The organism is Curvibacter cyanobacteriorum, from assembly GCF_028649475.1.
GTDB classification, from domain to species: Bacteria; Pseudomonadota; Gammaproteobacteria; order Burkholderiales; family Burkholderiaceae_C; genus Curvibacter; species Curvibacter cyanobacteriorum.
The window spans coordinates 157,798-182,090 of sequence record NZ_JAQSIP010000006.1 but is presented as its reverse complement, the minus strand read 5'-3'; the positions used below and the strand labels follow the sequence as shown (position 1 = coordinate 182,090).

Here is a 24,293-nt window from a genome sequence, read left to right as displayed (position 1 = left end):
CTTTTAAAAACAAGGACTTAAATCATTTTTAGGGTGCCGGGTCGTGTTGGCACAGGTCTTGATTCATCCCTGTCACACCGCAGCCAAGGCTGCCAACCTGGAGACGCTGATGACCTCGCTGAACAAGACTGCCCCCCGCCTGCATGTGGAGGGCCATTTCGACCCCAAAACCTGGACCGTGAGCTACATAGTGATGGACACGGCCACCCGGCGCTGCGCTGTGGTGGACAGCGTGCTGGACTACGACCCCAAGTCCGGCCGCACCAGCACCGCGTCCGCCGACCACCTGCTGTCTCGCCTGCAGACCCTGGGTGCGCAAGTGGAGTGGTTGCTTGAAACCCATGTCCATGCCGATCACCTGTCTGCCGCCCCCTACCTACAGGACAAGGTGGGAGGGCGCCTCGCCATTGGATCGCACATCACCACGGTGCAGGGGGTGTTTGGCAAATTGTTCAATGCTGGCACCGCCTTTGCGCGAGATGGCCGTCAATTCGACAAGCTGTTGGCCGACGAGGAGGTCTTCCACATTGGTGAGTTGACCGCGCGCGCCCTGCACACGCCGGGCCACACCCCAGCTTGCATGACCTATGTGGTGGAGGATGGCGAACAGACTGTGGCCTTCGTGGGCGACACCCTGTTCATGCCTGACTATGGCACGGCGCGTTGCGACTTCCCGGGGGGCGACGCGCGCACCCTGTTCCGCTCGATCAACAAGGTGCTCAGCCTGCCGCCCGACACCCAGTTGTACATGTGTCACGACTACCAGCCGGGCGGGCGCGAAGTGCAGTTCGTCAGTTCGGTGGCCGAGCAGCGCGAGCTCAACGTCCATGTGCGCAACGGCATCACGGAAGCGGAGTTCGTGGCCATGCGTCAGGCGCGCGATGCCACGCTGGACATGCCGGTGCTGATCCTCCCTTCGGTGCAGGTCAACATGCGCGCCGGTCACCTGCCCGAGCCCGAAGACAACGGCATCCGTTATTTGAAGATTCCGCTCAATGCGGTGTGACCCGGCCCGCGCACGCTCCTGCGCGTGAGGCCTTGCTTGCGACCCCTGTCCCCACCAAACCAAGAATCGAGACAAACCATGGACATCCGCACCCTGACCCCTGAGATCGCAGTCGGCCCACAAATCCGGGTCGAGGATTTACCCGCGCTGGCCGAAGCGGGCTTTCGCGCCGTGATCTGTAACCGACCCGATGGCGAGGGCCCCGACCAGCCCAACTTCAGCGAGATCGAGCGTTCTGCCCGCGCGCTGGGCCTGGAGGCCATGTACCTGCCCGTCCTGTCGGGCAAGGTCAGCGATGCCGATGGCGTGGCCTTTGGGCAAGCCTTGCAGCGCTTGCCCAAGCCAGTTCTGGCATATTGCCGCACGGGCATGCGCTCTTGTTCGATGTGGGCCCTGGCCGTGGCCGGCCAGCAACCCATGTCGCTGACGGTGGACCGGGCCACGCAGGCAGGCTATGACCTCAGCGGCCTGGTGCGTCGCATCGCCAATGGCGGTAAAACCCCGGTGGAAGTGGCCGAGGCCAGTCACGACATCGTGATCATCGGCAGCGGGGCGGCCGGGATCGCGACCGCGTCCAGCCTGCTGGCGCGCGACCCCCAGTTGGACATCGCCATGATCGACCCGGCCGATGTGCACTACTACCAACCCGGCTGGACCTTGGTGGGGGCCGGGGTGTTTGACGCCGACACCACAGCGCGCACCATGGGCTCGGTCTTGCCCCGCTCGGTGCACTGGCTGAAGGCGGCGGTGGCCGCGTTCGAGCCCGAGCGCAACGCGGTGATCCTGGATGGTTGCCGCGTGGTGCGCTACAAGCAACTGGTGGTTTGTCCTGGCCTCAAACTCGACTGGCACGGTATCGAAGGCCTTAGCGAGACCCTGGGGCAAAACGGGGTCACGTCCAATTACCGCTTTGACCTGGCGCCCTACACTTGGCGCCTGGTGCAGGATTTCAAGAAAGGCCATGCGGTGTTCACCCAGCCCCCCATGCCCATCAAGTGTGCGGGTGCGCCCCAGAAAGCCATGTACCTTTCGTGCGACCATTGGCTGCGCAGTCAGGTGCTGAAGGACATGCAGGTGGACTTTTTCAACGCCGGCGCCGTGTTGTTTGGTGTAGCCGACTATGTGCCCGCCTTGATGGCCTATGTGCAGCGCTACCAGATCGGCCTGAACTTTGGTCACACATTGACAGCGGTGGACGGGGCGCGAAAGGTCGCTACCTTCAGCCAGGCCCTGCCGGACGGCCGCAAGGAGGTCGTCACCACGGACTTCGACTTCTTGCATGTGGTGCCACCCCAGAAGGCCCCCGACTTCATTCGCGTCAGCCCGTTGGCCGACGCTGCGGGTTGGGTGGACGTTGACCCCGCCACGCTGCGGCACAAGAAGTTTGACAACCTCTACGCCTTGGGCGATGTGACCAACACACCCAATGCCAAGACCGCGGCGGCCGCTCGCAAACAGGCCCCGGTGGTGGCACACAACCTCCTGCGCGGGCTGCACAGTGGCCCGGGTCCGGTACCCAGCGAGGCCCGCTACGACGGCTATGGCTCCTGTCCTCTGACGGTGGAGCGGGGCAAGATCGTGCTGGCCGAGTTCACCTACGGGGGCAAGCTGGCGCCCAGTTTTCCAAGCTGGCTGATCGATGGCACCCAGCCCTCCTCGTTGGCCTGGCTGCTCAAGGAGCGCATCTTGCCGCCGCTGTACTGGGAGGGGATGCTCAAAGGGCGTGAATGGCTGGCGCATCCGGAAATGGTGGGGTGATCATGGTCGCACGCACCTGGCGGCACAGGCTGCCCACACTGCCGATCCTGGACTGGGGCCGCACTTACCAACGCAACACGTTGATGAGCGACGGCCTGGCGGCCTTGATTGTCACCATCATGCTGATCCCGCAGAGCCTGGCTTACGCCATGTTGGCTGGCCTGCCGCCCGAGGTGGGTTTGTATGCCAGTGTGCTGCCCTTGCTGGTGTATGCCGTCTTGGGCAGCAGTCGGGTGCTGGCGGTGGGGCCGGTAGCGGTGGTCTCGCTGATGACTGCCGCCGCGCTGGGGCAGTTGTCGATGGTCGATGGCGCAGCCTACTGGGCCGGGGCCATCACCCTGGCCTTCATGTCGGGTTTGATCCTTTTGCTGATGGGCTTGTTGAAGCTGGGCTTCCTGGCCCATTTTCTCAGCCACCCAGTGATCTCGGGCTTCATCTCGGCCTCAGGCCTGCTGATCGCGGCCAGCCAGCTCAAGACCCTGATGGGCGTCCAAGCCGAGGGGCACAACCTGCTGGCCTTGCTGCTGTCGCTGGCCCGGCAACTGGACCGGGTCCACAGCTTGACCTTGTTCGTGGGCGTGTGCACCACCGCCTTTTTGTTCTGGGGGCGGCGCAGCTTGAAGCCGCTGCTGCAACGCGCCGGGCTGAGCCTCAGAGCAGCCGACGCCTGCGTCAAGGCCAGCCCGGTGTTGGCCATCGCCGTCACCACCACCCTGGCCTGGGCGCTGGACTGGCAGCAGGCTGGGATGAAGATTGTGGGCGTGATCCCGCAAGGCTTGCCTCCCTTCACCTGGCCTCAATGGAGCCTGCCGCTGTGGCACGACCTGGCCGTGCCTGCGCTGCTGATCAGCGTGGTGGGCTTTGTGGAGTCGGTGTCGGTGGGCCAGACCCTGGCAGCCAAGCGGCGTCAGCGCATTGACCCCGACCAAGAACTGGTGGCCCTGGGGGCCAGTAACCTGGGGGCGGCCTTGAGTGGCGGGTTTCCGGTCACCGGGGGATTTGCCCGTTCGGTGGTCAACTTTGATGCCGGGGCCCAGACCCCGGCGGCCGGCATCCTGACCGCGGGGGGGCTGGCCTTGGCATCCTTGTATTTGACCCCGGCCTTGTACTACCTGCCGCAGGCCACGCTGGCGGCCACCATCATCGTGGCCGTGCTGTCCCTGGTGGATTTGGGCATCCTGCGCCGCACCTGGGCGTATTCCAAGATCGACTTTGCCGCGGTGGCGGTCACCCTGGCCGCGACCTTGGGCGTGGGGGTGGAGTTGGGCCTGATGGTGGGGGTTGGGGTGTCGCTGCTGCTGCACCTTTGGCGTACCAGTCGCCCCCACATGGCCGAAGTCGGGCTGGTGCCGGGCACCGAGCATTTTCGCAATGTCGACCGGCACCAGGTGCGGACCTCGCCCGCTTTGCTGGGCTTGCGCGTCGATGAGAGCCTTTACTTTGCCAACGCGCGCTTGCTGGAGGACCGCATCAACCTCGCGCTGGCGCAGCAGCCCGCGCTTCGCCATGTGGTGCTGCAATGCTCGGCGGTCAACAGCATTGACGCCAGCGCACTCGAAAGTCTCGAGGCCATTGACCACCGATTGCGCTCGGCCGAGGTGGCGTTTCACCTGTCAGAAGTCAAAGGGCCAGTGATGGACCATTTGGCCGGCACTGATTTCTTGCGGCATCTCAGCGGCCGGGTGTTCTTGAGCCATTTCCAAGCGGTGAGCGCCCTGACGCCCGAGGTGCTGGCGCCAGACCCGGAGCGCGAGGGGACGTTTTTTCCGGTGATCTGAGGGCCTGACGGCCACCGCGTGGATGGCTTGCGGTGCGGTACCAATGCGTTATGAGCGTTTGCTCCGCGCCAGTACCCTTGGTTGTGCCCCGAACCTTTTGAATCGCCCCGGGTTTGAACTGACCCCCAGAAGTTGGACGGTTGCCTTGCCGCCGATCAGGTGGTGTTTCTCAGCCGGTATCCCACCGGACTGAGCCCCTGCAGCCTGAGCTTGATGCGCTCGTGGTTGTAGTAGTGGGCGTAATCATGCACGCCCGCTTCGAGCGCATCAATGCTATCGGGCCTTTCGAGATGGAAATACTCGGCTTTCAGGGTGCCGAAGAAGCTTTCAATCGCCGCGTTGTCGAAGCAGTTGCCCTTGCGGCTCATGCTTTGCTCGACTCCGCGTCGCACGAGCATCGCTCGGTAGGGCTGCATCTTGTAGTGCCAACCTTGGTCGGAATGCACGATTAGGCCTGCGACGCAATTCGTCCGCGAGAGCGCGGCCTCAAGCACGCTGGAAGCCATCTCGAAGACCGGCCGCCTTGCCATGCGATACGCGACGATACAGGTCCATGCAGGCCGACAGGTAGAGCTTTTGGCCGCTTATATTGAACTCGGTGACATCGGTCGCCCATTTCAGGTTCGGCGCGGTCGCGCAGAAGTCGCGCTGCAGAACGTTGGGTACGTGCGCATCGCTCGTGCCCGGGGCATGCCAGGAGCGCTTCATCGCCCGGATCAATGCACGTAGCCCCATCTTTTGCATCAGACGCTGCACGCACTTGTGGTTGACCGGTTCCGCCACCCCATTGCATAACGCGGCCGTGATCCGTCTGTAGCCGTAGCGTCCTTTATGCTCGTCATAGACAGTGCGGATCCTGGCCTCCAAGGCGCTTTGCCGGTGGGCGCGCTGGCTCGCCTGGCACTGGTAGTAGAACGTGCTGCGTGGCAGGCCTGCGACCTGCAACAGGTATGCCAATTTATGGTGATGCCTCAACCCGGCAATCAGATGCGCTTTTTCGGCGCAGCTGATCTCTTCGACCGAATCAAGGCCTGCAATTTTTTTAGGTACGCGACCTCGGCACGCAGTCGTTCGTTCTCTTCTCTTAGGCTTTGCACTGCGTCGGCGGCAACCTTGTTCGACAGCGCTGCGCAGCGTCCTTCCAGCTTCATCTTGGGACGCTCTTCTTTCTCGTTCGCGATAGCCTGCAGGCGGCCTTGATCGAGATTGCGTCGCCAGACCACGACTTGGTTGGGATTGCGGATGTCATAGATCGCCGCGACCTGGCGGCTGGAGAGCTGTTCGCGATCCTGATGGGACAGTACCTGCAGTTTGAACTGCGCACTGTACGTGCTGCGCTTGGGGCGCAATCCGTCTATGCCGTGCAGGCGGTAGTGGCTCACCCAAGTGCGAACCTTCTCCTCAGGCACCGACCACCGCCGAGCCAAAAGCTTCCCGCCGCCTTCGCCAGCCAAGAAGCTTTGGACCACTTCCAGCTTGAACTCCGTTTTGTACTTCTTCATGTAACCCCTTGAAGTTTGTCCAACTTCTGGGGGGCAGTTCAAACCCGGGGCGATTCACTGCGCATGGCCAGGCGGGTTTTTTGTTGTCTCAAGCCGTCACAACTGGCGCTGACAGAACGCCAAGGCCGACGGGTGTTTGGGGGCAGGCTGTGGGCACCCGCGGTACTGGTCCTCGCCACCCATTCACCCGATCCGTGTGGTTCAACCAGTCGACCAGCCTGCTTGGGGGTCGCCTCTGCACGCTCAGGGCCTGCGCCTCAGCTCAGGGCCTGCGCCTCAGGTCAGGGCCCCCGCACCCGTCAACGGCCTGTTTCGCTCAAGCGCGGCGTCCTTTTCAAGGCCGCGGTCAGTGTCGGTGAGCTGATTTTTATCATTTCAAGCTGGGCGGTCAGTGCGGCGCGGTCCGGTCGCGGCCGGGGCGTTGCTGACGGCGCATGATCCCTGAAGATCGCGCTTGAAGCAGATCATTGGAGGGGCGTTGTGCGGGGCTTGGCGTTGGGTGGCGCTCAAATTGCCTACAAAAAACAGGGAGATGCGTTTTGACAAAAAATAACGTTTTTGCAGAAATAAGCAAATTAAAAGCGCAAATTTAATTTTCGGCCGTCGTTCTGTTTCTTTGTTGTCGCCCACCCTGAGGAGCCAGTCCATGCGTACCAACCTGCCTGTCACGCAACGGGAGTACCTGTTCCCCGCCACGGAGACGTTGCTGTCCACCACCGACCTGGACAGCCGCATCACCTACGCCAATGCCTCTTTCATTCGCACCAGCGGTTTTGAGGTGGACGAACTGATTGGGCAGCCGCACAACATGGTGCGACACCCCGACATGCCGGTGGAGGCGTTTGCCGACATGTGGCGCACGCTGAAGGCCGGTCAATCCTGGCGCGGGCTGGTGAAGAACCGGCGGGCCAATGGCGACCACTACTGGGTGGTGGCCAACGCCTCGCCCATGCGGCGCCAGGGGCGGGTGGTGGGTTACCTGTCGGCCAGAACCCAGCCCACACGGCAGGAGGTGGAGGCGACCGAAAAGCTTTATGCGCGCTTCAAAGCCGGCACCGCGGGCGGCCTCAAATTTGACCGCGGCTTGATTGTCCGTGGCGGCTGGCTGGGCTGGACCAGCGCCTGGCAAACCTTGCCCACGGCCTGGCGCGTCCGGTTGCCCTTGCTGGCGGTGGCCCTGCTCTCGGTGCTCGCGCTGTCGGCGGCCGGCTTGCCGACTTTGGTGTGGCTGGGGCTGGCCGCGACGGTCGTGCTGAGCCTGCTTGTGGCCGATGTGGTGATCGAAGGCAACATCATCCGTCCGCTGGACCAAATCCTGGGCACGGCGCAGCAAGTGGCATCGGGCGAACGGGCCCGCGACCTGAATTTGCACCGAACCGACCACATTGGCCTGATTGCGCGCGCCATCAACCAGGCGGGCCTGAACCTGCAATCGCTGGTGTCGGATGTGTTGGAGCAAGCCACCAGCGTGCAGGCGGCCAGCGAGCAGGTGGCCCGGTCGAGCAACGACCTGTCGAGCCGCACCGAGCAATCGGCCTCCACCTTGGAGCAAACCGCTGCGGCCATGGAGCAGCAGACCGCCTCGGTCCAGAACAACTCCGAGTCCGCGCAAGAGGCCAGCAAGATCACGGCTGAGGCCACCCTGGTGGCCGAGAAAAGCGGCCAGGCCATGACCGATGTCGAGAGCACCATGGCGCGCATTTCCGGCTCGAGCAAAAAGATCTCCGACATCATTCAGGTGATCGATGGCATCGCCTTCCAGACCAACATCCTGGCGTTGAACGCGGCGGTCGAAGCCGCGCGGGCCGGTGACCAAGGGCGTGGTTTTGCGGTGGTGGCCAGCGAGGTACGCAGCCTGGCGGGGCGCTCCGCCGCGGCCGCCAAAGAGATCTCGGCGCTGATTGCCGATTCGGTCAACACCGTGCAAGACGGCTCCCAGCATGTCGCCGATGCCGGACAAACGCTGCGCGATCTGGTGCAGCAAGTGCAGCGGGTCAACAAGCTGGTGGCTGAAATCACTGCCGCATCGCGGGAGCAGGCGCGGGGCATTTCGCAGGTGGGCAGCGCGGTGGCCCAGCTCGACCAGATGACTCAGCAAAACGCCACCATGGTGGAAGAAAGCAGTGCGGCCGCCCACAGCATGGGGGCCCAGGCCGATCGGCTGGTGCAGGCGGTCAAAGTCTTCTCGGCTTGAGTGCGCGGCAGCTCCCTGGGGCCTGAGGGCCACCGGCCGGGGCGTGGTGGCGACCCGCGTGGAGGCCCAGGGTCACCGGGGCCGACTCGGCGCCGGGTTCTTGATCTCTCTAGAATGGTCAGCGCCAAGCCCGGCTGCTGGGGCGGGCCATTGCCACGGAGACAAGCCCCCAATGAGGGCCACCACCATGATTCAAACGCTGTTGCGCCTGGGGCGCTGTGGGCCTCTGCTGCTGGCGCTGGGCGCGGGGCTGGGACACGCTCAGGACCGGCCCCGGCCTGATCCTTCGCTGCAGGAGGCCGACTGCATCATCCCCGCCAAGGCCGGCGGGGGCTTTGCGCTGACCTGTGCGCTGGCCCGCGATGCACTGCAGGCGGTGCGGCCGACCCGGCCCGATCTGAAGCAGAGGCTGCTGCCGGGCGGCATCGGCGCGGTGGCTTTTGACCGGGTGGCCTCGGGCGAGTTGGGGGGCGCGTCGACCTTGGTGGCGTTTTCCAGTGGCTCCCTGCTCAACATGGCCCAGGGCCGGTTTGGCCCCCACCCGCCGTCGGCCATGAAGCCGGTGGTGGTGCTGGGCTCCGATTACGGCGTCATCGCCGTGGCCAAAGACTCGCCCTACCAGCAGCTGTCCGATCTGATCCAGGCCCTGAAGCAACCGGCGTCGCGGATTGTGTTCGGGGCCGGCGGCAGCATTGGCAGCCAGGACTGGGTCAAGGCCGCGCTCCTGGTGCGCGCGGCCGGCGGCGAGCACCGAGCCTTGCGTTTTGTCTCGTTCGAGGGCGGGGGCGACGCGCTGCGGGCGCTGCAGGGACGCCACATCGATGTGTTTCCGGGCGATGCCGCCGAGGCGTTGAAGGCGATGAAGGCCGGGGTCAACCTGCGCTTTCTGGCGGTGTTGTCGGCCCAGCGCCTGGAGGGGGCCTTGAAAGGTGTCCCGACCGCGCGTGAGCAAGGGGTCGATGTGGTGTGGCCCACCGTGCGTGGGCTGTACTTGAGCGCCAACACGCCGGAGGCGCTGTCAGACGCCTGGTCCAGGGCTTTCAAAGAGGCCATGGCGGCCCCTGGCTATGGCCAGCTGCTGAGCCAGTATGGCCTGTACCCGCTGCCCATGACGGGCCCGGCGCTTCAGGCCTATGTCGACCAGCAACTGGTGCAGTACGGGGCCTTGGCCACCGAGTTGGGCTTGCGGCGCTGGGCCCGGTGAACGGGCTGCGGGACCTCGCCGCAGGCCTGCACCCGGCGCCCGCGCGGCGCCTAAGCGTCCTGCGGCCCCGCGGGCCGGACCGGGGGCGGAGGCCAGGCGATCACGGCGTGCAGGCCTTGACCCGAGGCGGGCTCCTCCAGGCGCAGCTGGCCGCCGTGGCGCTCGGCGATCGAGCGTGCAATGGCCAGCCCCAAGCCAAACCCCCCCTTCGACGCCTGGGCCCCGCGGCGAAAGCGCTGGCCCAGGGTGGCCCGCTCGGCCTCGCTGAGCCCGGGGCCGTCGTCTTCGACATTCAAGGTCCAGCCCTGCTCGTTGCTGGTCGCGTAGACCGTCACGCGGCCCTCGGCGCGGCTGTAGGCAATCGCGTTGCTGACCAGGTTGCTCAGGGCCTCGCGCAGCAAGGTGCGGTCGCCCAGCGCACTGGCCCCGGGCGAGGGCGTCTGGATGCCCAGGTCGATGCGTTTGGCGCGCGCCTGTGGCAGCCCACTCAGGGCCACTTCGCGCAGCAACGGTTCGAGTTCAAACGCGGCCATCGACACGGGCACCGCATCGCTGCGGCCCAGCGTCAGCAGCTGCTGCGAGCTGCGCGAGGCGCGGCCCACTTCGTCGCTCAAGGCCTCCAGGGCCTGGCGGATCTTGTGCGGGTCGGCTTCGCGCTTGGCGTAGTCGACCTGCATTTGCAGTGTGGTCAGGTGGGTGCGCAGCTGGTGCGAGGCATCGTCCAGAAACTGCCGCTGCAAGGCCATCAGGTCCTGGATGCGCGCCATGTGGTGGTTGACGGCCCCCACCAGCGGACTGATCTCGGCGGGCAGGCGCTGGTTGTCGATCTGGGTCAGGTCCTCGGGCGGCCGGGCCTCGACGTCGCGGGCCAGGCGGGCCAGCGGCGACAGCGCCACGCGCAAGACGGCCGCCGCGCCCAGCATCAGGAAGCCCAGCACGATGGCGTCGCGGATCGCGGCGCTGCGCACAAAACGCTCGGTGAAGGCCTGCCGCGAGCGCGTGCTCTCGCCCACTTGAACCATGACCCCGCGTTCCTCCGCCCCGGTCGGGGTGCGTTCGAGCACGCGGTAGTAGGCCACCAGGCGCACCGACTCGCCAAAGTAGCTGGCGTCGTAAAACACCGGCACGCCCACCGGCGGGGCTTGTGGCGGCGGGGGCAGGTCGGCGCTGCCCAGTTCGACCAGGCCATCCGAGGTGGCCACCCGGAAGAACACCTGGCCGCTGGCCGTCAGCTCGAAGAACTCGAACATCGTGTACGGCAGTTCGACCGACAGGCCGCCGGAGGCCGTCGAGATGTTGGCGTCGATCGATTTGAGCGCGCCCAGCAGCGATCGGTCGTAGGCTGCATTGGCGGACTCGAGGGCTTCCTGCCGGGTCATCCACAGTTCCACCGCCGTGACCAGCAGCAAGATGGGCAGCATCACCAACACCATGCGCAGCCACAGGCTGGTGCGGTGAAAGCGCTCACGCAGGCGGGTCAGGCCGGACACGTCGTCAGTCCGGTTCAAGCAGGTAGCCCAGGCCGCGCAAGGTCACCACCTTGACGCCACTGCCGTCCAGGCGTTTGCGCAGTCGGTAGACCACCACTTCGACCACCTCCGGGTGCACGTCTTCGTCGTCTGAGAACACGCGGTCGATGATCTGCTGTTTGGACAGCGGCTCGCCGCTGCGCTGGATCAGGGCACGCAGCACACCGATCTCGCGGGGCGACAGCGGCAGGTGCTCGCCATGCAGGTTGAACTGGCGCCGCGAGCCGTCGTAGACCAGGGGGCCGCAGGTCCAGCGCGGGTGTTCCACCCCGCGGGCGCGCCGGACCAGGGCCTGCAGCCGGGCTTCCAGCTCGGCCAACTCGAAGGGTTTGGCCAGAAAGTCATCGGCACCGGCGTTGAGCACGCCCACGCGCTCGGCCAGCGAGTCCCGCGCCGTCAGGATGAGCGCGGGCAAGCGCTGGTCGCGCTCGCGCAGGCGTTGCAGAACCTGGTGACCGTCCATGCCAGGCAGGCCCAGGTCGAGCACCAGGGCGTCGTGGTCGCGCTGTTGCAGCGCCAGGTCGGCCAGGCGGCCGTCGTCAACCCATTCGACCTGGATGCCCGCATGCTCGAGCGCCTTGCAAAGCCAGGTGCCCAGGTGGTGTTCGTCCTCAGCCAACAGGATGCGCATGCCACCGATGCTAATCGAAGCCCGGTGTCAGTCGGGCTTGATGCTGGCGCGGGCGATCACCTTCTGCCAACGGGCTTGTTCCGCGGCAATGAACTGGCTGAACTGGTCGGGCGTGCCGCCCAGCACCTCGGCGGCATCGGCGTTCAGGCGCTCCAGGGACTCGGGTGATTTGACCGCCTTCATGGTGTGCTCGGACAGCTTGGTCACGTTCGCCGCAGCCAGGCTGGCGGGTGCCAACATGCCGTACCACTGGGTCATCTCGAAGCCCGGGAAGCCTTGCTCGGCCACCGTCGGCACGTCGGGCAGTTGCGGCAGGCGCTTGGTCGAGCCGGTGGCGATGCAGCGCAACTTGCCCGATTTGATGAAGGGCAGCACCGCCGCCGCGCCGATGGCCGATGCCTCAAGCCGGCCCGCCAGCAGGTCGGTCATCATCGGACCGGTGCCCCGGTAGGGGACGTGCAGGATGAACAGGTCGGCCGTCATCTTGAGGTACTCGAACGCCAGATGCCCGGCGCTGCCATTGCCGGCCGAGCCGTAGCTCAGGCGGCCTGGCTTGGACTTCACATAGGCCAGGAACTCCTTGAGGTTCTTGGCCGGCACACTGGGGTTGACCACGTAGAGGCTGGGCACCTTGGCCAACAGGCTGATGGGCTTGAAGTCCTTGTTGGGGTCGTAGGGCAGCTTGGGGAAGATGTAGGGGTTGACCGCCAGCGTGCCGATGTGGCCCAGGATCAGGGTGTGCTGGTCATCGGCGCGGGCCACTTCCTGCATGGCGATGTTGCCGGCCGCGCCGGGTTTGTTGTCGACGAACACGCTCTGGCCCAGGGTCTTGGTCAGCTCGGCGGCGGTCGAGCGGGCGACGATTTCCGAGCTGCCACCGGGCGCGAAGGGCACCACGAAGCGAATGCTCTTGTTGGGCCAGCTGCTTTGGGCGCGCACCAGGCCTGGTGCCAGGGTGGCCGCTGTCAGCAGGCCACCGGCTTTCAACAGCGTGCGGCGGGGGCTGACAGACAGGCGTTGCAGGTCGTTTGAGTTCATTGATGTCTCCATGCGGGTCAAGTATCGGGCGACATCTTGGCGCGTGGTCGCTGTCAGGAAGCTGTCAATCCCGAGCCGGCCGCGGGGCCGTGGGTTGTGGGCGGGCCGGCTTCGGTCGCCCCGCCGGTGGCCGCGCAGGGGTCAAGGCAGGGGCAGCAAGCCGGGCAGCTCACCACCGTGCTGCTGCAGTTCACGCGCCGTGGCCAGCAGTTCCTTGCGGGTGTTGTCGATGTGCTCTTCCAGCAGCGAGACCACCCGGCCCACATCGCGCGCCCGGCAAGCGGCCACCAGCTGGTAATGGTCGGACTGGGGTTTGTCTTTGCCGGTGGCCTTGGACATCGCCACGTGGGTGTAGCGGTCGGTGTTCAGGCAGTACTCCTCGATCAGCCGCTTCAGGCGCATGTTGTTGGCCGGGGCTGACAGGGCCAGGTGGAACTGGCGGTTGTACTCGGCCCAGTCATTGACCACATCGCTCTGGTTGTAGTCGTCGAGGATGCGCTCCATGGCCTCGAAGTCCCGTTCCACCATGTTGGGCACCGCCAGCCGGGCGGCATGGCATTCCAGCGCCACGCGGATGTCCAGCAGTTCACAGATCTGCTGCACGTTCATGCCGGCCACCACCGCCCCCCGATTCAGGTGGTGCACGACCAGGCCCTCGGACTCCAGTTGACGCAAGGCCTCGCGCACCGGGATTCGGCTGGCGTTGAACTGGGTCGCCAGCGCGTCCTGCCGCAGCTGGTGGCCGGCGGCCAGCTTGCCGCTCAGGATGTCGTGGCGCAGGGCATCGCGGATGACCTGGTGCAGCGCCAGCGGTTTGGGGGTGCGGGATCTCATGGCGCTATTGGATCAGAACTTGGGGCGCGCCTGGCACACGCATTGTCGCATTGGATCCGTTTGTATATGATTGGATCCAATCGATGATTTGTTGGATTTAAAGCTATAAAAATTGGGTTCAATGAGATGGCTTTTGGCTATCTTTTTGGGGTTGCCGCCTCCGGGGAGGGGCAGGCCCGCGCCCGGTTCGTTGCCGCCACTCCACCAACATCCCCCCGGCACCCCGTGCATTGCGGCGCAAGCCGTTCCCTTGATCCACAGACCTAACGGAGCTTCCATGTCCCTGAAATTTCGAACCCTTCGGGCCCCGCTGGCATTGGCCTTCAGCCTGGCCATCTCATCCTCTGCACTGGCGCTGGACACGGTGCAGATGGGCGCCGTGCTGTCCCTCACCGGCGCCAACGCCACGGTGGGCGAAGACGTCCGACGTGCCGTCGCCCTGGCCGTGGACAAGGTGAATGCCGACGGGGGGGTGCTCGGCAAGAAGTTCAACGTGATCGTTGAAGACTCGGGCGGCAATGCCACCACGGCGCTCAATGCCGCGCGCAAGCTGGTCAGCGTGGACAAGGTGCCGGTGGTGATTGGCGAGTACTCGTCGGGCATCACGCTGCCGATGGCCCAGTACCTGGTGAAGGAGGGCGTGGCCCACATCAACATCGCGAGCACGAGCGTGAAGATCCGCGACCTGGGGGCCAGTTCGTTCAACCTCATCGGCCTGGAGGACAAGGGCAACCAGTTCTCGTCCAAGGACGTGTGGGACCTGGGCTACCGCAATGTGGCCCTGGTGGCACCCAACAACGCCTATGGCCAGGGCGTGGTCCATGGTTTCAAGCAGGAGTTTGAAAAGCTGGGGGGCAAGGTGGTGACCGAGGTGCTGTACACCGCGGGTCAGTCCACCTACCGGCGTGAGTTGCAGCAGATGTCGCGCAGCCAACCCGACGCCTACATCTACACCGCCTATGGACAGGAGTCGGCGGTGATCAACCGCGAGGCCATGGAGCTGGGCCTGCGCAGCCAGCCCTGGTACGCCATTCTGATCTCCATGAGCTTGTCCGACACCGCCCCCGACATCGCCAAGGGGCAGCTGGGCATGGAGGTGGGCTCGGTCTATGGTGCGGCGGGCAAGGCCTATGCCGACGCCTTTGCCGCCAAATACAAGGAGGGCATGAAGACCTCCTACACCGGCTATGCCTACGACGCGGTGCTGCTGACCGCAGCGGCCATGAACAAGGCCAAGTCCACGGACACCGCCGCCGTGCAGGCCGCGCTGAAGGACCTGGGCAAGGGCGGCTACGTGGGGGTGACCGGCCCGATCGTGTTGGATGCGGACCGCCAGCGCATCGATCCGCCCTACGCCAAGCTGAAGTACGACGGCAAGGTCGTGCCGCGCTGACCCCCTGCCCAACCCCCGCCGCCCCGCCACGGGGCGGCTTCTCCAGACACCCGGCCGAGCGCGCTCCGAGCGCCTGCGCCGGGTCAACCGACCCGATTTCATGCTTCAACTTCTCTTCGACACGCTGTTGCGTGCCTCGGACCTGGCGCTCGTTGCCCTGGGCCTGAGCACGGTCTACGGCCTGGTCAAGTTCCCCAACATCGCGCATGTGCAGTACGCCATGCTCGGTGCCTACGCCACCCACACGCTGTTTGCGTGGGGGCTGCCCTTGCCCCTGGCCATCGCCCTGGCCTGCGGGCTCACCGGCCTGCTGACGCTGGTGCTGCACCTGCTGGTGTTTGCCCGCCTGCTGCGGTCCGGTCCCGCCATGGCCATGATCGGCTCGCTGGCCGTGGCCATGCTGGTGGTCGCCGCGACCCAAGGGGTGGCGGGGTCTTTCCCGCGCATGTTCAACCTGCCGGTCACCGAGCCGCTGGTGCTGGGCGGCGTGCGCTTGACGCCCACGCAGATCACGGCCATGGGCGCCACGGCGTTGCTGTTGCTGTTGTTCGCCCTGTTGCTGTTCTTCACCCGCACGGGGCGCGCCATGCGGGCCTTGTCAAACAACCCCGCGCTGGCGGCGGCCTCCGGCCTCAACGCCGAGGGCACCACGCGCTTGGTCAACTTTGCCAGCGGGGCCATCGCGGGCCTGGGGGGCAGCCTGCTGGCCCTGTCGACCGGGGCGCACATCAACCTCGGGCACGACTTGTTGTTGCCGGTGTTCGCCGCGGCGATCTTGGGTGGTTTGGGCAACCCCCTGGGGGCCGTGGCAGGGGCGGCGCTGATTGCGCTGACCGAGACCCTGGTCACCAACCTCGACTTTGTCTGGCTGGTGGGCAAACCGCTGGCTTTCTTGCCGGTGTCCTACATCAGCGCCGCTTCTTTCCTGATCTTGTTGCTGGCCCTGCTGTTCAAGCCCTACGGCCTGTTTGACCGCGAGGTACGCCGTGTTTGATTTCTTGATATCCACCTTCACGGTGGCGGGCATTTACGCCCTCATGGCCCTGGGCCTGAACCTGCAGGCGGGCTACGCCGGTCTGCTGAACTTTGGCCACATCGCGTTTGCCGGGGTGGGCGCCTACGCCACGGCCATCACCGTGCAAGCCGGTGGGTCGCCCTGGCTGGGCGCCGCCGGTGGGGTGTTGGTGGCCATGGGGCTGGGCTGGTGCATTGCCCGCCTGGGGCGCCAGTTGGGCTCGGACTACTGGGGCATTGCGACCTTGGCGGTGGCCGAGATCCTGCGCACCGTGGCCACCAACGAGGACTGGCTCACCGGCGGCGCCAATGGCATCAGTGCCATCCCGTCGTTGTTCAGCGCCTGGGGGCGGCCCTGGGGCGCGCTGGCCTTCCTGGCTTTGGTGCTGACCCTGGTCGGCCTCAGTGCCTGGCTGTTCCGGCGCCTGGCCAACGGGCGCTTCGGTCGGGCGCTGCGCCTGACGCGTGAGGAGCCGCAGCTGGCCATCTGCATGGGCTACGACCTGCGCTCGCTCAAGGCGCGGGCCATCATGGTGGGCGCAGCGGTCACGGCGCTGGCGGGGTCGCTGTACGCGCACTACATGAGCTTCGCCGGTCCGGACTACATGGTGGCGTCGGAGACCTTTCTGCTCTGGACCATGTTGATGATCGGCGGCATGGGCAACACCGCGGGCGTGCTGGCGGGCGTGCTGCTGGTGCAGGGCGCCTATGCCTTGGTGCCCTTTGCGAAGGACTACTTCCAGTTCAGCTCCGACCTCGCCGGTGCTTTGCGCCTGGGCCTGATTGGCGCCATTTTGCTGGCCTGCCTGTTGTGGCGCAGCGATGGACTGATCCCCGAGAAGCTGCGAAAGATGCCATGAAACAAACCGCTCCCATGAATGCATTCCTTGAAGTCCGTTCCGTCGCCAAGGCGTTCGGCGGCAACCAGGTTCTCCGCGACGTGAGCCTGCAGATCGCTGCGGGCGAGATCGTGGGCCTGCTGGGCCCCAACGGCTCGGGCAAAAGCACCCTGCTCAACGTCATCACCGGCTTCACCCCGGCCGACGCGGGCGAGGTCGAGTTCGATGGCACGGCCATCGAGCGGCTTGACGCCCACCGCATCGTGCGCACCGGCATGGCGCGCACCTTTCAGTTGCCGTCCATGCCCAGCCGCATGTCGGTGATGGAGGTCGCCATGGCGGCTTCCACCGCCCACCACGGCGTGTGGGACACCTGGCTGTTCACGCGCGGCGCCCGCCAGGCCGAACGCGAGGCGCGGGACCGGGCCGAGCAATTACTGGCTGAGTTGTTGCTGACCCCGGTGCGCGACCTGCCCGCCTCGGCCCTGTCGGGCGGGCAGAAAAAGCTGCTGGGCATCGTCTGCGCGCTGATGGCACGGCCCCGCATGCTGCTGCTCGATGAACCCACGGCGGGCGTGCACCCGAACCTGCGCCGCGACATCGTGACCGCGCTGCAGCGCCTCAATGCGGCGGGCATGACCTTGGTGATCGTCGAGCACGACATGCACTTCATCCGCGAGGTCTGCACGCGGTGCGTGGTGTTGGACCGCGGCGAGATCGTGGCCAGCTGCCGCCCTGACGCATTGGCCAGCAACGAGCGTGTGCTGCAAGCCTACCTGGGCGCAGCGGCCCGTCCTAGCACTTCGGCGTTGGAGGCCGCATGATCGAGATTGACAACGTGGTGGCTGGTTACTCGGCCGAGATCGACATCCTGCGCGGCATGACCTTGCAGGCCCAGCGCGCCGAGATCGTGACCCTGCTGGGCCCCAACGGGTGTGGCAAGAGCACGCTGCTCAAAACCATCGCAGGCTTCCTGCTGCCGCGGCGCGGTCGCATCGCGCTGCAGGGGGAGGACGTGTCGCAGATCCCGGTGCACCGCAAGATCCGCCACGGTGGCCTGGGCTTTGTGCCGCAGACCGACAACGTGTTCAGCGCCCTGAGCGTGCGCGAGAACCTGTTGGTGGGCGGGCACTTCCTCACCGCGGCGGCGTGCACCAAGCGCATCGACGAACTCGCCACCCTCTACCCGGTGCTGGCGCGCAAGATGGACCTGCGGGCGGCGTCGTTGTCGGGGGGCGAGCGGCAGATCCTGGCGCTGGCCCGGGCACTGATGCCCCGCCCCAGCATCCTGTTGCTCGATGAGCCCTCGGCGGGCTTGTCCCCCAAGGTGCTGCACGAGGTGTTTGACGCCATCGTCCAGGTGCGTGACCAGGAGGGTGTGACCATCCTGATGGTCGAGCAAAACGCGATGGAGGCGCTGCGCATTTCCGACCGTGCCTACGTGCTGGCCATGGGGGCGGTGGCGCTCACCGGCGCCGCAGGCGAGTTGATGCGCGATGAGCGCGTGCGGGAGCTGTACCTCGGCGGCCGCACCCATTGAGTCTTGTTGTCCCCAGCCAGGCCGGCCCGCGAGCCGGCCCGGGCTGGCGGGGGGCGGTGCCAGCGCCATTGACTGGCCGGGACCCGACCCCCGCCGTGTTTTCACACCCCAACCTCCCACCATGAACACCCCATCCATTCCAGCTTTCTCGCCGACCACCCCGGTGGCATTCATCGGGGGCGGCAACATGGCCAGCGCCATCGTTGGCGGTCTTTTGCGTCAGGGGCATGCGCCCGATCAGATCGAGGTGGTCGAGCCCTGGCTGCCCGCGCGTGAAGCCTTGCAGCGCCAGCACGGCCTGCGGGCCCACGAAGCCCCGGGCCCTTTCCTGGCGCGCGCCCGCATCGTCCTCTGGGCGGTCAAACCCCAGATGTTTGAGGCGGCGATCGCACCGACCCTGGCGCACTGGCGTGACCCCTTGCACTTGAGCGTGGCGGCCGGAATCCGGTCCGACCGGCTGGCGGCCTGGCTCGGCAGCGAACGCATCGTGCGCGCCATGCCCAACACCCCCGCCCTGGTGGGCAAGGGCATGAGTGCGCTGTATGCGCGTTGCGCCGTGTCCGAGGTGGAGCGCGCCAGCGCCCAGGCGGTCATGGCCAGCACGGGCGATTGCCTGTGGGTCGAGGCCGAGGACCAGCTCGATGCCGTGACCGCCCTGTCCGGCTCGGGGCCGGCCTATGTCTTTTATTTCTTGGAGGCCATGACCCAGGCGGGCACGGCCATGGGCCTGTCCGCAGAGCAGGCCCACCAACTGGCGGTGGGCACGTTTGTGGGGGCCTCCGAACTGGCCCGCCATTCCGCGGAACCCCCGGCCACGCTGCGGGCCCGCGTGACGTCCGAGGGCGGCACCACCCACGCGGCGCTGCAGTCCCTGGCGCAGGACGGCGTGGCCGACAAGTTCACCCGGGCCATGCTGGCGGCCCGGCAGCGGGCGCATGAGCTGGGCCAAGGCTGACCCCTGCGGCGCAGTGCGGCCACGGCCCCCTGCTGGGGCTTGGCGGTGCTGAGCCGGCCTGGCCTCATTCGGCCGTGATTTTGCGCTCCTTGATGATGGCGGCCCACTTGCTGGATTCGTTCTTCATGAAGGTGGCCAGCTCGGCACGGGTCGTGGGCTGCGGCGTCAGGCCGTGCTTCAGCAGGGCCTCTTTGACCTTGGGGTCGTTCAGCACCTTGACGATTTCCTGGTTCCAGCGCTCCAGCACCGGGGCCGGGGTCTTGCTGGGCGCCACGAAGGCGTACCAGTTCAGCGCCTCAAAGCCCGGGTAGCCCGCCTCGGCCACGGTCGGGATGTTGGGCAGGTAGGGCGGGCGCGTCAGCCCTGTGGTGGCGATGGGGATCAGCTTGCCGGCCTCGATGTGGGGCAGGGCGGTGGGCGGGGCCGAGAAGTACGAGGTCACGCGCTCGCCCAGCAGGTCTTGCAGCGCGGGGCCGCCGCCCTTGTAGGGCACGTGGGTCATGTCGATGCCGGCGCGTTCGTTCAGCAACTCACCGGCCAGGTGCGAGGCCGAGCCGGCCCCGGTGGAGGCAAAGTCCACACTGCCCGGCTTGGACTTGGACAGTTGCACGTACTCGGCCAGGGTCTTGACCTTGGCCCCTTTGTGCACCACCAGCACGTTGGGAAAGTACACCCCCCCGGAGACCGGTGCCAGGTCCTTGACGGGGTCGTAGCCCAGCTTCATCAGGTGCGGCGCAATCGTCAGCGGCCCCACCGAGCCCAGCAACAGCACCGATCCATCGGCCGCGCCATGGGCCACCTGCTGGTGGGCGATGTTGCCACCGGCGCCGGCCTTGTTGTCCACCACCACGGACTGGCCGATGTTCTCGGCCAGCTTCTTGGCGATCAGGCGGGCCGCGGCGTCGGCGGCGCCGCCGGCGGCGAAGCCCACCACCAGGCTGACCGGCTTTTTGGGCGGGAAGTCGAGGTTCTGGGCCGCGCTGTGCTGCGGCAGGGCGCTCAGGGCGGTGAAGGTCAGGGCGATGGCCAGGGCGCTGGCGCGCCGCAGAGGTTGGCTTGGCATGAGGGGTCTCCTGTTGGTTGAATGGGGGCGCGCGGGGCCGGGCCGGGCGGTGCGGCGCGGTACGGTGGGCGCGGTGGGCGCGGGACCGGTTGGGCGGCCCCGCCTGCGCTCAGTCGCTGCCCAGCCCGATCGGGTTGGGTTGGCGCTTCTCCACCGCGTGGCGCAGCAGCGAGGCGCTGCGGAAGATGCCGTGCGCGAACTTGCCGTAGGGCAGGGTGGCGAACAGCGCCATCACCGCGCCCAGGTGCAGGCACAGCAGCAGCGGCAGGGCGGCACTGCCACGGGCGGCCCACAAGGCCAGGCCGCTGGTGGCGGTGAGGAACAGCAGGGCGATGAAGCCCAGGTCCATCGGCTTTTGTGCGGCATCGCCGTGGTCGGGGTGGCGGCGCCGGTTCAGGCGCCACAGGCCGGCGGTGCCCAGCGCCAGGCTCAGGCCGCCCAGGCCGCCCAGCAACTTGGGCAGGCTGGGCAGGTCGTAGGGGGCGGGCAGGCCCAGCAGGTAGTGGTAGGCGGTGGCCACGCTGGTGGCGGCGAAGCACAGCAAGAAACCGTAGAAGGTCAGGTGGTGGCAGCGGCGGCGGGCCAGGGTGTAGGCGTCGTCCTCGTTGGCGCAGCCCTCGCCATGGCCCCCGTCGAGGTAGCGCAGGCGCAGCACGGCGTCGGCGGCTTCGGTGGTGGCCGGTGCGCTCAAGGGGGCGCCGCTGGTGGCCGGGGTGATGTCGCGCCAGAAGCGCCGCACGCCCAGGCCCAGTGCCAGCGTGGCCCACAGGAACACCGGGGCAAACAGGCTGACCAGCAGGTTGTGCGGGAACAGGCCATAGAAGCCGCCGCTGTGCGCCTGCCACAGCACGGCCCAGCCCTGGCCCTGCAGCACCACTGCGAGCACCAGGAACAAGGCCAGGCCGGCGGCCAGGGCCAGCGACAGGGTCAGGCCGTTGCGCTGGTACAGGCGCCCCAACGCGGGCGGCCAGGCGTAGTCCACATAGGTCTGGCCGCGCACCTGGGCCATGGCTTGCGGGATGTTGACGGCAAATTCATGCGGCGGTGCGTACTGGCAGGCGTGCAGGCAGGCACCGCAGTTGTGGCACAGGTTGGCCATGAAATGCAGGTCGGCCTGGGGGAACTCCAAGCGCCGCGTCATGGCCGGGAAGACGGCACAAAAGCCTTCGCAGTAGCGGCAGGCGTTGCAGATCTGCAGCTGGCGGGCCACCTCGGCTTCGGCGGCGGACAAGGGGGGCGCGGGGACGATGTCGCCGTTGGCCAGCGCCCGCGCATCGCGTGTCAGGGCTTCAAGCGATTGCATGGGAGGCTCCTTGGGTGGGGTTATTGGGTTGCGATCGGCCTTGGGCGGCCGCAGCGGCCTGGGTGCCGGCGATGCGGCCAAAGGCGGTGCCGATGCTCATGCCGACCCCGGCCGTGTAGCCCTTGCCCAGCACGTTGCCGGCCATCATTTCGCCGGCCACGAACAGGTTGCTGCTGGGCTGCTGGTTGAAGCGCACGGCGGCGGTGTCGTCGGTGTGCAGGCCCAGGTAGGTGAAGGTGACGCCGGGTTTGAGCGCGTAGCCGTAGAAAGGCGCGGTGTCGATGGGGCGGGCCCAGTGGGTCTTGGCCGGCGTCACGCCTTCGGTGTGGCAGTCGTCCAGCTCGGTGTGGTCGAAGGTGCCCACCCGGCAGGCCGCGTTGTAGTCGTTCAGCGTGCGCATGAAGGTCGCCTCGGGCAGGCCCAGTCGGCGGGCCAGCTCGGGCAAGCTGTTGGCTTGCACGCCCTGGAACACCGGCGGCATGAAGCGCCCGATGGCCTTGCTGTCGATGACCGAATAGCCAATCTGCCCGGCCTGCTGCGCCACCAGGCGGCCCCAGATCGCGTAACGCTTGGGCCAGAAGTCTTCACCCTCGTCGTAGAAGCGCTCGCCCTCGCGGTTCACCACCACGCCCAGCGAGACGCAGTCGATGCGGGTGCAAATGCCCCCGTCGTACAGCGGTGCGCGCGCATCAATCGCCACCATGTGGGCCTGGGTGGGGTCGCCGATGCGGTCGGCACCATGGTCCTCGAGCAGGTGGCGCAGCAGCACGCCCTGGTTGAAGGCGGTGCCCCGGATCAGGAAGTTGTCCGCGGGCCATTCGCCACGCTCGTTCTGGCCCCAGGCCTCGCGCAGCCAGTCGCGGTTGGACTCAAAGCCGCCCGCGGCCAGCACACAGGCTTTGGCGGTGATGCGCTCGGGCCGTCCCTGCACCACGGCATGGGCGGCGACAAAGCGGCCGTCGACGATCTCCAGCCGCTCCACCGGGGCTTCGTAGCGCACCTGCACACCCAGCTTTTCGGCGCTGCGGTAGTAGGCGTTGACCAGGGCCTTGCCTCCGCCCATGAAAAAGGCGTTGGTGCGGGCCACGTGCAGGGCCCCCGACAGCGGCGGCTGGAAGTGCACCCCGTGGCGGCGCATCCAGTCGCGGCAGGTCGACGAGGCGCGGATCACCAGCCGGGCCAGTGCCTCGTTGGTGAGGCCGCCAGTGACCTTGAGCAGGTCTTGCCAGTATTCTTCTTCGGGGTAGGCCCCGACCAGCACATCCTGCGGTGCGTCGTGCATGCAGCGCAGGTTGCGGGTGTGGCTGGAGTTGCCGCCACGCCAGGCGCGCGGGGCCGCTTCCAGCAGCAGCACGCTGGCGCCGGCCTCGCGCGCCATCAGCGCGGCGCACAAGGCGGCGTTGCCGCCACCAATCACCAGGACATCGGGTTCTGTCGACATGGGTCTCCTTCGGAACGCTCAGGGGAAAGCCGGAGGGCGTCCGGCGTGAACGTGATCCTAGGGAGCCCCCGGCCCCGCGTGCAGGCGGGCCGGGCGATGGGGGCATCACAAAACGTGATGGCCTAGGGGTGTGGGGCCTCGCAGAGTTGAGCCCCTTGCCAGCGCCCGGTGTTCACCAGGGTGCGCGCGCAGTCCACCATCACCACGCGGGCTGCCAGGCCCGCGGGCGACAGCTCGGTCTCTGGCAGGCTGCACAGCAGGTTGACGCGCCGCGCCGGCACGCCGGTCAGGCGTGCACACTGGAAGCGCTGGGCCGCATCGGGGTAACGCCCCAGCGCTGCCCAGGGTTGCAGGGTGGAGCCCAGGCCGGCGTCCACGGCGGCCATCACCATGGCCAGCGAGTCCACTTCCAGCACCACCTGCGGGGCCAGGCCGGCATTGGCAAAGGCGGTGTCCAGGGTGCTGCGCAGGCCGTGGGGCCCGGTCGGCAGGATCAGGGGTTCGGTGGCCAGCGCGGCCAACGGCACCTCGGTGTCCAGGCGCGCCGCGGCGGCGCTGCGCATCAGGAACAGGTCTTCCTCCAGCAGCGGCTGGATCTCCCAGTGCCGCGCGCTGGCCGCTTGTTGCACCTGGTGCAGCCGGGTGTCGAACAGCATCGCCAGGTCCAGCTCACGCGCGTTCAGCATGCTGGTCAGGTGGCCCGACATGCCTTCGACCATGTGCAGCCGCACATCGGGGTAGCGTTCGCGCATGGCCCGCATCAGCGGCAGGCCCAGCACGGACGAAGTGGTCGGCGGCAGGCCCACGGTGACGGTGCCGGACAAGCGCGCCTGTTGCGCGGCGCGCACGGCTTGTTCGGCGTGGCGCACGGTCAACTGGGCTTCGCGGTAGAAGGCCAGACCCGCTTCGGTGGGGGTCACCCCGCGCGGGGTGCGGTGCAGCAGGCGTGTGCAGAGCTCGCTCTCCAGCCGGGTGATTTGCTGGCTCAGGGCCGACTGCACCAGGTTGAGGTCGAGTGCGGCACGGCTCATCGAGCCTTGTTCGACGATGCGCAAAAAGTAGCGCAGCTGTTTCAGTTCCATCGGGGTCTCCAGGGGCGGGCGCCGGTTGGCCTGGCCCCGCTGTGCCGGGGCCAGCGGGCGTTCGGCGGCCCGCGTTCAAGTGCCTAGTTTGCACCCGGGGGCTCCCATGCTGGATCTTCGCCCGCTACGGGGACCTCAACAGGTGCGGGGCACGTGGCCAGCCTGGGGGGGGCGGGGAGACGCAATCAT

The 24,293-nt window shown here is 67.0% G+C and carries 20 protein-coding genes and 1 pseudogene; 11 read left to right on the top strand and 10 right to left on the bottom strand.

Translation table 11 applies throughout. From position 1 onward, the window contains the following. Positions 1-109: 109 nt before the first annotated feature. From PSQ40_RS14200 to PSQ40_RS14190, 3 genes are all read left to right on the top strand, one after another. On the top strand, positions 110-1,006 hold the full coding sequence (locus PSQ40_RS14200; RefSeq protein WP_273952224.1) for an MBL fold metallo-hydrolase: 897 nt from the start codon (positions 110-112) through the stop codon (positions 1,004-1,006). A 78-nt stretch (positions 1,007-1,084) separates the two neighbouring features. After that, complete coding sequence (locus tag PSQ40_RS14195; RefSeq protein ID WP_273952222.1) at positions 1,085-2,764, top strand: TIGR01244 family sulfur transferase; 1,680 nt, start codon at positions 1,085-1,087, stop codon at positions 2,762-2,764. Between the two features lie 2 nt (positions 2,765-2,766). Next, positions 2,767-4,542, top strand: coding sequence for a SulP family inorganic anion transporter (locus tag PSQ40_RS14190; RefSeq protein WP_273952221.1), 1,776 nt, complete (start codon positions 2,767-2,769; stop codon positions 4,540-4,542). 155 nt (positions 4,543-4,697) lie between these two features. Here the strand turns inward: PSQ40_RS14190 and PSQ40_RS14185 are convergent. Both PSQ40_RS14185 and PSQ40_RS14180 read right to left on the bottom strand, forming a co-directional pair. Next, positions 4,698-6,044, bottom strand: a pseudogene (locus PSQ40_RS14185) (IS3 family transposase). Between the two features lie 375 nt (positions 6,045-6,419). After that, positions 6,420-6,692 (bottom strand): hypothetical protein, encoded by a 273-nt coding sequence (locus PSQ40_RS14180; RefSeq protein WP_273952219.1) that lies wholly within the window; start codon positions 6,690-6,692, stop codon positions 6,420-6,422. Here PSQ40_RS14180 and PSQ40_RS14175 point away from each other — a divergent pair. Both PSQ40_RS14175 and PSQ40_RS14170 read left to right on the top strand, forming a co-directional pair. Continuing rightward, complete coding sequence (locus tag PSQ40_RS14175) at positions 6,691-8,238, top strand: methyl-accepting chemotaxis protein (protein WP_273952218.1); 1,548 nt, start codon at positions 6,691-6,693, stop codon at positions 8,236-8,238. The two genes, PSQ40_RS14180 and PSQ40_RS14175, sit on opposite strands and share 2 nt — an antisense overlap. Before the next feature lie 187 nt (positions 8,239-8,425). Further along, positions 8,426-9,442 carry a tripartite tricarboxylate transporter substrate binding protein gene (locus PSQ40_RS14170; RefSeq protein ID WP_273952216.1) on the top strand — a complete coding sequence of 339 codons (1,017 nt, stop codon included), beginning with the start codon at positions 8,426-8,428 and terminating at the stop codon, positions 9,440-9,442. A 50-nt stretch (positions 9,443-9,492) separates the two neighbouring features. Here the strand turns inward: PSQ40_RS14170 and PSQ40_RS14165 are convergent, their stop codons facing one another. From PSQ40_RS14165 to PSQ40_RS14150, 4 genes are all read right to left on the bottom strand, one after another. Next, positions 9,493-10,875, bottom strand: a complete 1,383-nt coding sequence (locus tag PSQ40_RS14165) for a sensor histidine kinase (RefSeq protein WP_273952394.1) — start codon at positions 10,873-10,875, stop codon at positions 9,493-9,495. A 61-nt stretch (positions 10,876-10,936) separates the two neighbouring features. After that, a complete protein-coding gene (locus tag PSQ40_RS14160) occupies positions 10,937-11,602 on the bottom strand; it encodes a response regulator (protein ID WP_273952215.1) in 666 nt (221 codons plus the stop codon). A gap of 27 nt (positions 11,603-11,629) precedes the next feature. Further along, on the bottom strand, positions 11,630-12,640 hold the full coding sequence (locus PSQ40_RS14155; RefSeq protein WP_273952214.1) for a Bug family tripartite tricarboxylate transporter substrate binding protein: 1,011 nt from the start codon (positions 12,638-12,640) through the stop codon (positions 11,630-11,632). A 141-nt stretch (positions 12,641-12,781) separates the two neighbouring features. Next, entirely contained in the window at positions 12,782-13,474 is a 693-nt protein-coding gene (locus PSQ40_RS14150; RefSeq protein WP_273952212.1) for a GntR family transcriptional regulator, read from the bottom strand. A gap of 277 nt (positions 13,475-13,751) precedes the next feature. Here PSQ40_RS14150 and PSQ40_RS14145 point away from each other — a divergent pair, with 277 nt between their 5' ends. The 6 genes from PSQ40_RS14145 to proC all read left to right on the top strand — a co-directional run bounded on the left by PSQ40_RS14145 (position 13,752) and on the right by proC (position 19,215). After that, the gene (locus PSQ40_RS14145; protein ID WP_273952211.1) at positions 13,752-14,867 is read left to right on the top strand and encodes an ABC transporter substrate-binding protein; all 1,116 of its coding nucleotides are present in this window, start codon (positions 13,752-13,754) and stop codon (positions 14,865-14,867) included. 100 nt (positions 14,868-14,967) lie between these two features. Then, positions 14,968-15,861 (top strand): branched-chain amino acid ABC transporter permease, encoded by an 894-nt coding sequence (locus PSQ40_RS14140; protein WP_273952210.1) that lies wholly within the window; start codon positions 14,968-14,970, stop codon positions 15,859-15,861. Next, positions 15,854-16,741, top strand: coding sequence for a branched-chain amino acid ABC transporter permease (locus tag PSQ40_RS14135; protein ID WP_273952209.1), 888 nt, complete (start codon positions 15,854-15,856; stop codon positions 16,739-16,741). Before PSQ40_RS14140 ends, PSQ40_RS14135 begins: the two co-directional genes overlap by 8 nt. Positions 16,742-16,755: 14 nt before the next feature. Then, a complete protein-coding gene (locus tag PSQ40_RS14130) occupies positions 16,756-17,544 on the top strand; it encodes an ABC transporter ATP-binding protein (protein WP_273952208.1) in 789 nt (262 codons plus the stop codon). Then, positions 17,541-18,260 carry an ABC transporter ATP-binding protein gene (locus PSQ40_RS14125; RefSeq protein ID WP_273952206.1) on the top strand — a complete coding sequence of 240 codons (720 nt, stop codon included), beginning with the start codon at positions 17,541-17,543 and terminating at the stop codon, positions 18,258-18,260. The genes PSQ40_RS14130 and PSQ40_RS14125 overlap by 4 nt, the downstream gene beginning before the upstream one ends. 121 nt (positions 18,261-18,381) lie before the next feature. Continuing rightward, entirely contained in the window at positions 18,382-19,215 is an 834-nt protein-coding gene (gene proC / locus PSQ40_RS14120) for a pyrroline-5-carboxylate reductase (RefSeq protein ID WP_273952203.1), read from the top strand. A gap of 64 nt (positions 19,216-19,279) precedes the next feature. Here the strand turns inward: proC and PSQ40_RS14115 are convergent, their stop codons facing one another. The 4 genes from PSQ40_RS14115 to PSQ40_RS14100 form a co-directional block, all read right to left on the bottom strand. Further along, positions 19,280-20,278 (bottom strand): Bug family tripartite tricarboxylate transporter substrate binding protein, encoded by a 999-nt coding sequence (locus PSQ40_RS14115; protein ID WP_273952202.1) that lies wholly within the window; start codon positions 20,276-20,278, stop codon positions 19,280-19,282. Positions 20,279-20,387: 109 nt separating this feature from the next. Then, positions 20,388-21,581, bottom strand: a complete 1,194-nt coding sequence (gene tcuB, locus PSQ40_RS14110) for a tricarballylate utilization 4Fe-4S protein TcuB (RefSeq protein WP_273952200.1) — start codon at positions 21,579-21,581, stop codon at positions 20,388-20,390. Then, positions 21,568-23,022, bottom strand: a complete 1,455-nt coding sequence (gene tcuA, locus PSQ40_RS14105) for an FAD-dependent tricarballylate dehydrogenase TcuA (protein WP_273952198.1) — start codon at positions 23,020-23,022, stop codon at positions 21,568-21,570. The genes tcuB and tcuA overlap by 14 nt, the downstream gene beginning before the upstream one ends. A 122-nt stretch (positions 23,023-23,144) precedes the next feature. Beyond that, complete coding sequence (locus PSQ40_RS14100) at positions 23,145-24,104, bottom strand: LysR family transcriptional regulator (RefSeq protein ID WP_273952197.1); 960 nt, start codon at positions 24,102-24,104, stop codon at positions 23,145-23,147. Positions 24,105-24,293: the final 189 nt, after the last annotated feature.